The 10,755-nt window shown below is 61.9% G+C and carries 9 protein-coding genes and 1 riboswitch; of the genes, 5 read left to right on the top strand and 4 right to left on the bottom strand.

Translation table 11 applies throughout. The features are described 5' to 3' along the window. Positions 1 to 70: 70 nt before the first annotated feature. Positions 71 to 1,960 (bottom strand): phosphomethylpyrimidine synthase ThiC, encoded by a 1,890-nt coding sequence (gene thiC, locus F8N49_RS07455; protein ID WP_122610342.1) that lies wholly within the window; start codon positions 1,958 to 1,960, stop codon positions 71 to 73. 144 nt (positions 1,961 to 2,104) lie between these two features. Next, positions 2,105 to 2,210: riboswitch (TPP riboswitch) on the bottom strand. Positions 2,211 to 2,414: 204 nt separating this feature from the next. Here thiC and F8N49_RS07450 point away from each other — a divergent pair. Further along, the gene (locus F8N49_RS07450; RefSeq protein WP_016771977.1) at positions 2,415 to 3,848 is read left to right on the top strand and encodes a TolC family outer membrane protein; all 1,434 of its coding nucleotides are present in this window, start codon (positions 2,415 to 2,417) and stop codon (positions 3,846 to 3,848) included. A 386-nt stretch (positions 3,849 to 4,234) separates the two neighbouring features. On the opposite strand, the gene waaA is transcribed toward F8N49_RS07450, so the two are convergent. Both waaA and F8N49_RS07440 read right to left on the bottom strand, forming a co-directional pair. Continuing rightward, positions 4,235 to 5,509 carry a lipid IV(A) 3-deoxy-D-manno-octulosonic acid transferase gene (waaA, locus tag F8N49_RS07445; RefSeq protein WP_151551079.1) on the bottom strand — a complete coding sequence of 425 codons (1,275 nt, stop codon included), beginning with the start codon at positions 5,507 to 5,509 and terminating at the stop codon, positions 4,235 to 4,237. Positions 5,510 to 5,520: 11 nt separating this feature from the next. Continuing rightward, positions 5,521 to 6,417 (bottom strand): LysR family transcriptional regulator, encoded by an 897-nt coding sequence (locus F8N49_RS07440; RefSeq protein WP_130899586.1) that lies wholly within the window; start codon positions 6,415 to 6,417, stop codon positions 5,521 to 5,523. 108 nt (positions 6,418 to 6,525) lie between these two features. On the opposite strand from F8N49_RS07440, the gene F8N49_RS07435 reads away from it, so the two are divergent. From F8N49_RS07435 to F8N49_RS07420, 4 genes are all read left to right on the top strand, one after another. After that, complete coding sequence (locus tag F8N49_RS07435) at positions 6,526 to 6,858, top strand: multidrug efflux SMR transporter (RefSeq protein WP_151551078.1); 333 nt, start codon at positions 6,526 to 6,528, stop codon at positions 6,856 to 6,858. Between the two features lie 96 nt (positions 6,859 to 6,954). After that, complete coding sequence (locus F8N49_RS07430) at positions 6,955 to 8,130, top strand: FAD-binding oxidoreductase (protein WP_151551077.1); 1,176 nt, start codon at positions 6,955 to 6,957, stop codon at positions 8,128 to 8,130. Next, positions 8,127 to 8,939, top strand: coding sequence for an aldo/keto reductase (locus F8N49_RS07425; protein WP_151551076.1), 813 nt, complete (start codon positions 8,127 to 8,129; stop codon positions 8,937 to 8,939). The genes F8N49_RS07430 and F8N49_RS07425 overlap by 4 nt, the downstream gene beginning before the upstream one ends. A gap of 32 nt (positions 8,940 to 8,971) precedes the next feature. Next, positions 8,972 to 9,937, top strand: a complete 966-nt coding sequence (locus F8N49_RS07420) for a metal ABC transporter ATPase (RefSeq protein WP_122699809.1) — start codon at positions 8,972 to 8,974, stop codon at positions 9,935 to 9,937. Here F8N49_RS07420 and F8N49_RS07415 read toward each other — a convergent pair. Beyond that, complete coding sequence (locus tag F8N49_RS07415; RefSeq protein WP_122748019.1) at positions 9,934 to 10,734, bottom strand: hypothetical protein; 801 nt, start codon at positions 10,732 to 10,734, stop codon at positions 9,934 to 9,936. The two genes, F8N49_RS07420 and F8N49_RS07415, sit on opposite strands and share 4 nt — an antisense overlap. Between the last annotated feature and the right edge of the window lie 21 nt (positions 10,735 to 10,755).

Here is a 10,755-nt window from a genome sequence, read left to right as displayed (position 1 = left end):
TCCGCGTCCAGTGACGCGTAGCGTCACGGGCTGCATTCCCACGCGGCGCGTGCGAACGATCAGTACGGGGTCAAACTTTCTTGTACAGCTGACTGCCTTCCTGTTTGAACCGCTCGGCCTGCTCAGCTAGACCTTTGGCGACGTCCACGTCAACCGCGTCGATGCGTTGGTTGGCCGCGTATTCACGGACTTCCTGGGTGATCTTCATCGAGCAGAATTTCGGCCCGCACATCGAGCAGAAATGCGCGACCTTGGCCGAGTCCTTCGGCAGGGTTTCGTCGTGATAGGAACGTGCGGTGTCCGGGTCCAGGCCGAGGTTGAACTGGTCTTCCCAGCGGAATTCGAAACGCGCCTTGCTCAGTGCGTTGTCACGGATCTGCGCGCCCGGGTGTCCCTTGGCCAGGTCCGCCGCATGTGCGGCGATCTTGTAAGTGATGATCCCGGTTTTCACGTCATCCTTGTTCGGCAGGCCCAAGTGCTCCTTCGGCGTCACGTAGCAGAGCATCGCGCAACCGAACCAGCCGATCATCGCCGCGCCGATACCGGAAGTGATGTGATCGTAGCCCGGCGCAATGTCGGTAGTCAGCGGGCCGAGGGTGTAGAACGGCGCCTCGTCGCAGCATTCGAGCTGCTTGTCCATGTTCTCTTTGATCAACTGCATCGGCACGTGGCCCGGGCCTTCGATCATGCATTGCACGTCGTGCTTCCAGGCAATCTTGGTCAGCTCGCCGAGGGTTTCCAGTTCGCCGAATTGCGCTTCGTCGTTGGCGTCGGCAATCGAGCCCGGACGCAGGCCATCGCCCAGCGAGAAGCTGACGTCGTAGGCCTTCATGATTTCGCAGATTTCGTCGAAGTGGGTGTAGAGGAAGTTCTCTTTGTGGTGCGCCAGGCACCACTTGGCCATGATCGAGCCGCCACGGGAGACGATGCCGGTGACGCGTTTGGCGGTCAGCGGCACGTAACGCAGGAGCACGCCGGCGTGAATGGTGAAGTAGTCGACGCCCTGCTCGGCCTGTTCGATCAGGGTGTCGCGGAACAACTCCCAGGTCAGGTCTTCAGCGACGCCGTTGACCTTCTCCAGCGCCTGATAGATCGGCACGGTACCGATCGGCACCGGCGAGTTGCGGATGATCCACTCGCGGGTTTCGTGAATGTGTTTGCCGGTGGACAGGTCCATCACCGTGTCCGAGCCCCAACGAATGCCCCAGGTCAGCTTCGCCACTTCTTCTTCGATCGAAGAACCCAGGGCGCTGTTGCCGATGTTGCCGTTGATCTTCACCAGGAAGTTACGGCCGATGATCATCGGTTCCAGTTCGACGTGGTTGATGTTGGCGGGAATGATCGCGCGGCCGCGGGCAATTTCTTCGCGGACGAATTCAGGGGTGATTTCTTGCGGAATGCTTGCGCCGAAGCTGTGGCCGGCATGTTGCTGTTTGAGCAGGCCGGCCGCGCGCGCTTCTTGCAGCTTCATGTTTTCGCGGATGGCGACGTATTCCATCTCGGCAGTGATGATGCCTTTGCGCGCGTAGTGCATCTGGCTGACGTTGGCCCCGGCCTTGGCGCGGCGCGGGTTGTTGACGTGGGCGAAGCGCAGTTTGGTCAGTTCGGCATCGGCCAGACGCTGCTGGCCGAAGTTCGAACTCAGGCCCGGCAGGCGCTCGGTATCGCCACGGTCATCGATCCACGCTGAACGCACATCGGCCAGACCTTTGCGCACATCGATGACCACGTTCGGATCGGTGTACGGGCCGGAGGTGTCGTAGACCGTGACCGGCGCATTGATCTCGCCGCCGAAATCGGTCGGGGTTACATCGAGGCTGATTTCGCGCATCGGCACGCGAATGTCCGGGCGCGAGCCCTGAACGTAGACTTTTTGCGAACGGGTGAACGGCTTGACCGATTGCTCGTCGACCTTGGCCGAGTCACTCAGGTTGATCGCGTTTTTTTCTTTTGTTGTCATCACAGGCTCTCCAGACAGCATCCAGCAGTGGATTGTCGGAGCAGAACCTGAAAGGCACGGACGCACCAGGACCGGTGCTGTGCATTCGTCATGGCGTTCGATTGTCGAACAATATCCCGGACGAAGCACAAGAGGACTCGCCGGGTGACGAGAAATCTTGTTCCCTACGCAGGCGCTAACCTGATCAGGTTCAACGGGATCCGAAATTATTCGATCTCAGCCTCATAGCAAGGCACCCCGACAAGAACCCGGCCAGTCTAGACACAACCATCAAGGAACGCCAACACCGCAGCGAACGCCATGATGAATGGCGTAAATACCCAGGTTGGCCGATTGTTGCCGGAGCAATGCGCAACTACACTCGCTGGGCCTGCTCAGCCTTGACGCTGTGCGGGCTGCGCCTTACCTTTGGCGCCCGGATTACTTCCATAATATTCATGCTAGGGATCGCCTCATGCTGCGCAAACTTTCATTGGCTGTTGCCGTGTCCTGTGCGTCCAACACAATGGCCTGGGCAGCGGAAGCACCCTTGTCGACCAAAACCGATCTGGTCAGCGTCTATCAGGAAGCGGTCGACAACAACGCCGACCTCGCGGCGGCCCGCGCCCAGTATGGCGCGCAGAAAGAAGTGGTGCCCCAGGCCCGCGCCGGTCTGCTGCCGAACCTGTCCGGTGGCGCCGAAGTTGCTGACGTGCGCACCTCGATCGACCAACCCTCGGCCATCGCCAACCGCAGCGCGCATTCCTATCAGGCGACGCTCGCGCAGCCGCTGTTCCGCGCCGATCGCTGGTTCCAGTATCAAGCAGCCAAGGACGTTAACGAGCAGGCCGCGCTGCAGCTCTCGGCGACCGAGCAGAACCTGATCCTGCAGAGCGCCGAAAGCTACTTCAACGTGCTGCGAAGCCAGGACAACCTGGCCTCGACCAAGGCTGAAGAAGCGGCGTTCAAACGTCAGCTCGATCAGTCCAACGAGCGCTTCGATGTCGGCCTCTCGGACAAGACCGACGTGCTGCAATCGCAAGCCAGTTACGACACCGCGCGAGCCAACCGCATCGTCGCCCAGCGTCAGGTCGATGATGCGTTCCAGGCGTTGATCACCCTGACCAACCGCCAGTACAACTCGATTCAGGGCATCGTTCATACGCTGCCGATCCTGCCGCCGGCGCCCAACGATGCGAAATCCTGGGTCGACACGGCGGCGCGGCAGAACCTCAATCTGCTCGCCAGCAACTACGCGGTCAGCTCTGCCGAGCAGACGCTCAAGCAGCGCAAGGCCGGCCACTTGCCGACCCTCGACGCCGTGGCGAAATACGAGAAAGGCGACAACGACGCCCTCGGCTTCGCCAACCCCAACTCGTTCGGCGCGCCCTATGGCGGCAACGTCGAGCAGAGCACGCTGGGCCTGCAACTGAACATCCCGATCTACAGCGGCGGCCTGACCAGTTCGCAAGTGCGTCAGTCCTATGCGCAACTGGATCAGAGCGAACAGCAGCGCGAATCGCTGCGCCGGCAAGTGGTGGAAAACACCCGCAATCTGCACCGCGCGGTGAACACCGACGTCGAGCAGGTGCAGGCGCGCCGCCAGTCGATCATCTCCAACCAGAGCGCGGTGGAAGCCACGGAAATCGGTTATCAGGTCGGCACACGCAACATCGTCGACGTGCTCGACGCGCAGCGCCAGCTGTACACCTCGGTGCGCAACTACAACAACACCCGCTACGACTACATCCTCGACAACCTGCGCCTGAAGCAGGCGGCGGGGACGCTGAACCCGGGTGACCTGGAAGATCTGCGGCGCTATCTGAAAGCCGACTACAACCCTGACAAGGATTTCCTGCCGCCGGATCTGGCGTCGGCGGCTGAAGCGCAGCTCAAGGCCCGGCCATAAGCAATCTGGAATGAATCCCCTGTGGTGAGGGGATTTATTCCCGTCCGGCTGCGCAGCAGTCGTAAATCCTGCTGGCCAGATCTGCCTGAATCACCGCGTCGAATGGTTTCGGGGCTGCTTCGCAACCCAGCGGGGATGAATCCCCTCACCACAGTAATATTCCAAGCGACTATTGGATCAGCCGCGCCAGACCATCCAGCCAAAGGCACGGCCATGAAAAATCTGGAATGAATCCCCTGTGGCGAGGGGATTTATCCCCGTCCGGCTGCGCAGCAGTCGTAAATCCGGCTTGCCAGATCTGACTGAATCACCGCGCTGAATGGTTTTGGGGCTGCTTCGCAACCCAGCGGGGATGAATCCCCTCACCACAGTAATATTCCAGGCGACTATTGGATCAGCCGCGCCAAGCCATCCAGCAGCCGCTGCAATGCGCCCTGATTGCGCCGCATCACCGCCAGCCCGGCCTCGGCCATGCGTTGCGCATCACGGGGCAGCTCGAACAAGCGCTGCACCTCGACTGCGAGGCCTTCGGCATCATCCACTTCGGCCAATGCCCCGGCTTCGCGCAGTTGCGCAGCGATGTCGAGGAAGTTGAACAGGTGTGGGCCGCTGAGTACCGGTTTCGCCAGCGCGGCGGGTTCGAGCAGGTTGTGCCCGCCATTCGGCACCAGACTGCCGCCGACAAATGCGCTGTCGGCCAGGGCATAGAGAAACAGCAACTCGCCCATGGTGTCGCCAAGCAGCACGCGCGTCTGCGCATCGACATTGGCCCCGGTCGAGCGACGTACCGTGGCGAAACCTTCGCGCTGGCACAGCTCGAACACCGAATTGAAACGCTCCGGATGACGCGGCACCAGAATCAATAATGCATCCGGATGATTGGCCAACAGGCGACGATGAGCGTCGAGCACCACTTCATCTTCGCCTTCGTGAGTGCTCGCGGCGATCCACACGGGACGATCCTGCGCCTGCCATTGGCTACGCAATTCGGTAGCACGCTGCAGCAATTGCGGATCGATGGTCAGGTCGAACTTGATCGAACCGGTGACCTCGACAGATTCAGGCCGCGCGCCGAGATCGCGGAAGCGCTGGGCCTCGGCTTCGGTCTGCACCGCCAACAGGCTCATCTCGGCAAGCATAGGCGCGGTGAGTTTGCTGAAGCGGCCATAGCCTTTGGCGGAACGCTGCGACAACCGTCCATTGGCCAGCGCCACCGGGATCCCGCGCTTGGCACACTGATGAATGTGGTTGGGCCACAGCTCGGTTTCCATGATCACCGCCAGTTTCGGCTGCACGTGATCCAGAAAACGTGCCGCCGCACAAGGCAAGTCATACGGCAGATAGCAGTGTTGAATGCGCGCCTCGTTGGCGAACAGTGCCTGAATCCGCTCCGAACCGGTCGGGGTCATGCAGGTCACGGTGATCGGCAGCGTCGGATAGCGGTCCAGCAGCGCGCGGATCATCGGCGCGGCGGCAATGCTTTCGCCGACCGACACCGCGTGCACCCAGATGCCACCGGGCTGCAGGGTGGGCATGCGACAAGTGAAACGTTCGCCAATCCGTTTGGCATACGCCGGCGCCTTGCGTGCGCGCAGCCACAGCCGAATCGCCACCAATGGCAGCCCCAGGTAAAACAGCGCGGTGTAGAGAGTTCTATTCATGGCGGCGGAGTTTATCGGCTTTTGTCGCCGATCGCCCGCAAGTGCACGGCAAAACGTTCCGCCAGCCAGCGCGCGGCGGGGCCGAGCGGTTCGTCGCGGCGCCAGACCAGTTCCACCACCAGCGCCGGCGGCGTCCATTCACTGTCGAGCTCAATCATTTGGCCCTGATACGCCGAGTACTGCACAACGTGACGCGGCAACCACGCCCAGCCGAGATCGCGCACCAGCCATTCGGACATCACGTAAAAGCTGTCGGCGCGCCACACCTGCGGGCTGGCCGGCTCATTGCCGGGATAGACGCTGGTCTGCGTCGACATCAGCAATTGCCGGTGCTGCGCCAGTTGCTGGCAGGTCACGTAGGCCTGCTGCGCCAGCGGATGATTGACACCGCAGACCGTGACCATTTCCACTCGACCCAGCACGCGGCGCTCAAGGGCTTCGGGGATTTCATCGTGATAGAACAGCAGGCCGAGGTCGGCGCGACGTTCGACCAGTTTGCGCGCAACTTCGCCTTGGGCGGCGCTGGTCAGTTGCACTTCCAGGCTGGGAAACTGCTCGGCCAGTTCACCGAAACTTTCCACCAGCGCCTGATACGGCATCGCCTCGTCCTGAGCCACTCGCAACTGCGCCTCCTGACCGCGCAGCATCGCCATGGCCCTGCCGTTGAGGCGCTCGCACTGGCGCAACACTTCGCGGGCCTCTTCCAGCAATGCCGCGCCCGCCTCGGTGAGCATCGGCTGCCGACCGCTGCTGCGTTCGAACAGGCTCACGCCCAAATCCTCTTCGAGCATCGCAACAGCACTGCTGATTGCCGATTGCGCCTTGCGTTGTCGGCGCGCCACGGCGGAGAACGAACGCTGCTCGGCGACGTCGACAAATATGCGTAGCTGCTCAAGATTCCATTGCATGCGCGCTCTCAACCTATCTCCAGAACAGATAGGTAATGACTTTACCCCATCTGAGCAATCCCTAGAATATCGCCTCAGCAAGCAACGTTTTATTTGAGGATCACAACCATGAACGCTTACGTCTATCTGGCCATCGCCATCTGCGCCGAAGTGATCGCCACCGTTTCGATGAAGGCGGTCAAGGGCTTGAGCACGCCGCTGCCGCTGATTCTGGTGATTGTCGGCTACGGGATTGCATTCTGGATGCTGACGCTGGTGGTGCGCACCGTACCGGTGGGCGTTGCCTACGCGGTCTGGGCGGGGATGGGCATTGTCATGGTCAGCGTCGCCGCTCTGTTCATTTACGGGCAGAAGCTCGACGTACCGGCGATGCTGGGGATGGCGTTGATCGTGCTGGGGGTCCTCGTGATTCAGCTGTTTTCGAAAACCGCCGGGCATTAAAAAGCAGCAGCAAGCATTGCTGATTTGCTGGTCCGGGTTGCAGCTTGCAGCTTGAAGCTTGAAACTTGCGGCTTCTTCAAGCTCCGAGGTCGCTGCATGCCATCCGTTATTTCCACCGACGTTCTGATTGTCGGCGCTGGTGTCGCCGGCCTCTGGCTGAATGCGCGCCTGCGCGGTCAGGGTTTTTCGACCGTGCTGGTGGAAAGCGCCAGCCTCGGTGGCGGGCAGAGCGTGAAGTCCCAGGGCATCATCCATGGCGGCGCCAAGTACGCGCTGCACGGCGCGCTGACTGGCGCCTCGGAAGCCATCGCCGACATGCCGCGCCGCTGGCGCGAGGCGCTGGCCGGCACGGGCGAGCTGGATCTGTCCGGCGTACGCCTGCTGTCCGAAGCGCATTATCTGTGGTCGCCAGGCACACTGGCCGGCAATCTCACCAGTTTCTTCGCCAGTAAAGCCGTGCGTGGCCGGGTCGATCAGGTCAAGGGCGATGAACTGCCGCCGGCCCTGCAAGACAAGCGCTTCAAGGGCAAAGTCTATCGCCTCGCCGAACTGGTGGTGGATGTCCCGAGCCTGATCCAGCGTCTGGCCGAGCTGGCCGGTGACGGTCTGCTCGCCGGTAAGGTCATCGAGCCGCTGCTGGAAGCCGGCGTGCTGGTCGGCCTGAAAGTCGATGGGCGTGAGATCCGCGCCCAGCGCATCGTCCTCAGTGCTGGCGCTGGCACTGCCGAACTGCTCGAAGCGTTGGGCCTCAGTCGTCCGGCCATGCAGCGCCGACCACTGCACATGATCCTCGCGAAGGGTCCCGGCTTGAAACCGTTGTACGCGCACTGCCTGGGCGGCGGCACCAAGCCGCGCATCACCGTGACCACGCACCCGGCCGCTGACGGCCAGTGGGTCTGGTACATGGGCGGCGACATCGCCGAAAGCGAAGGCGTGGCCCGCGAGCCGGCCGAACAGATCGCCACCGCGCAAAAGGAAATCGCCCAGTTGCTGCCGTGGATCGACCTCAGCACCACGCAATGGGCGACCCTGCGCGTCGATCGCGCCGAGCCGCTGCAAACCGGCCTGACCCGCCCGGACAACGCGTTCCTCGCCGAGGAAGGTCGCTTGCTCGTCGGCTGGCCGACCAAACTGGCACTGGCGCCAGACTTCGCCGACCGCGTTATCGCTTCGTTGCAACGCGACGGCATCCAGGCGCAGGCGACTGATCCGCTGCCGCCGCTGCCGAAACCACCGCTCGGTATACCCGCGTGGGAGCAACTGCTGCCATGACCATCGCCACTCTGCACGAACTGCATCGCCCGCTGGGCAGCACCGGCCTGTCGGTGTCGCCGCTGGGTCTGGGCACAGTCAAACTCGGCCGCGATCAAGGGGTGAAATACCCCAACGGCTTTCAGATTCCCGGCGACGACGAGGCGCGCATGCTGCTGCGCCAGGCGCGGGATCTGGGCATCAACCTGATCGACACCGCGCCGGCCTATGGTCGCAGCGAAGAACGCCTCGGCCCGCTGCTGCGCGGCCAGCGACGGGATTGGGTGATTGTCAGCAAGGTCGGCGAAGAGTTTGCCGATGGCGTGTCGCGCCACGACTTCAGCGCTACGCACACGCGAATGTCGGTCGAGCGCAGCCTGCAACGTCTGGAAACGGATTTCATCGATCTGGTCCTCGTGCACTCGGACGGCAGCGACATGGCCATCCTTGAGCACGAAGAGGTCTACGCCACCCTCGCGGCGCTGAAGGCCGAGGGCAAGATTCGCGGCTTCGGTTTTTCCGGGAAAACCGTCGAAGGTGGGCTGAAAGCGCTGGAGCAAGGCGACTGCGCGATGGTCACCTACAATCTGAACGAACAAAACGAAAAGGCGGTCATTGACTATGCTGCTGCCCACGGCAAAGCCATTCTGGTGAAAAAAGCCTTGGCCAGCGGTCATGTCTGTCTGAGTCCGGGAGTCGATCCGGTGCGCGCCAGCTTCGAGTTGCTGTTCACTCATCCCGGCGTCGCCAGTGCTATTGTCGGCACAATCAATCCGCTGCACCTCGCCCATAACGTAGCGACCGTTGCCCAGGTCCTGCGTAGTCACTGACGCCGCCCCGCGGCCTTAAGCCAGGAGCCGATATGCCGCGCACGCTCATCCGCAAGAACCCGAGCAACTTCAAGACGCTGCCACTGTTCGTCGAAGCCACGCCCGAAGGCCTGAGCTATCAGAGCGTCGGCATGCCGCTGAACTTCGCCCAGACCCTGCAACGGCGCAAACCGGTCAGCGTCGCCGACAGCGAGCGCTTCGCCCTGGAACTGGCCAACCTCGGCGTGTCCGTGCGCCTGACCTTACATTGGCAGAATCGCGATTACTGGGTGCTGGTGCGCCAGCGTCGGCAGGATCGCGGCGACGTGGTACTGAAGCTGATTTCCGGCTACGTACCGGCCCATGAGCTGAACATTCCGCTGCACACGGCGATTCAGGAAATTGCCGAAGAGTGCCTGCTGGAAACCCCGGAAGGCTGGCTCGGCGGGCGTTTCAATGACACCTGGCTGCCCGCGCCCTACTCCGCCGCGCTGCATTACCGCGAAGCGCTGCCGTTTCGCCTGACACCGCTGTCCGGTTCGGCACGGCCGGTGCGCTGCGCCAACCTGCAATTGCTGGAGCGGCCGCGGGCGTACGTTCATCTACCGACCGCGTCGCTGCAATTGATTTATGACCTGCGCCTGGAAGTGCCCAAGGAAGCCAAATCCCTGAGCCTGTTCCATGTCGATGAACGCTTGGAGGGTGATCAATTGGTGGCGCGGCTGGACCGAAAACGTCCTGATTTGTATCTCATGCCGCTCAAGGATGGCGCGCCAACTGCCGAGCTGTTTACCCTCAAACGCGACAAGCTGATACCGGCCAGCACCCGCGGTATTCACTTGGCGGAAAGCTTTGCAACGCAACAGGGTTGGGTGGTGCACGACGAACGCATTCGCTGGAAGGACTGGCTGGTGCAACAGGGTCTGACACCGGCGAAAGCGCCACGCACCGGCCTCAAGCAACTGAGCATCAAGGCACTGCGCCTGGTCGGGCTGGGCAGGAAACGCGCGAGCCGCTAGCGCCGGCGATCCCACCAGGTGCGCAATGTCGCGAAGAAGTGGAAGTAGCGGTTTTCGCGCTTGCCCATGCCACGCTTGGGGGAGAACGACTCTTCGGCAAATGCGCCGGTGATGCGCACGCGGGAGGCCTGGATCGGCAAAGTGCAGACCTTGGCGCCTGCCTCGAGCAGGGCGAACTTGAGCAAGCGCTCGGAGTGCAGCTTGCGGCCGCTCGCCTTGCAGAAATCGAAGATACGTTCAATGCGCTTGCCGTACGCAACGTAGGTGTCGCGCCCGCATACAGCAAAACGGTCATTCAGGCCGCCCCACCACTGCCAGTCAGGAATATAGACGTTGTGCCGCCGCGCCTCGGCGTGGTTGAACACGTAGCCTGGCAGCGCCGTGTGGAAGAAATTGTCCGGCCGCACGAACACGACGAAATCCGGATTGAAGGATTCAATCTCGGTGGTGACGGTGTGTAATGAGTTGAGCTGATAAATCAGGTTGCGCAGCGATGCATAGTCATCGGCCCAGGTATCGCCCAGCGCTTTGACCCGCTCGAAATCCCAGCGCTCCAGCACGCCTTCGGTCGAGGTCAGCGCGCCGCTCATGGACTCGAAGGGCTGATAGTTGTCAGCCGCCAGCTCGCCTCTCTCGCCGGAACGCGAATTCTGCACTTCATCGACTTTATACAGATGATAAAAGCACTGCACCTCGCTGCCCGCAGGCAACTGCGCCAGTACGTTCTGTTCTATTGAAGGGAAGCAGATCGGCGAATTTCTCGGAATCCCGAAAAACGCCACGGCAATTTTCAACACTCGATTGCACCTATGAAGAAA

The sequence above is a fragment of the Pseudomonas sp. GXM4 genome, assembly GCF_008923895.1.
In the GTDB taxonomy this organism is placed as follows: domain Bacteria; phylum Pseudomonadota; class Gammaproteobacteria; order Pseudomonadales; family Pseudomonadaceae; genus Aquipseudomonas; species Aquipseudomonas atacamensis.
The sequence above is the reverse complement of the archived record's forward strand: the minus strand, read 5'-3'. Positions and strand labels throughout refer to the sequence as shown.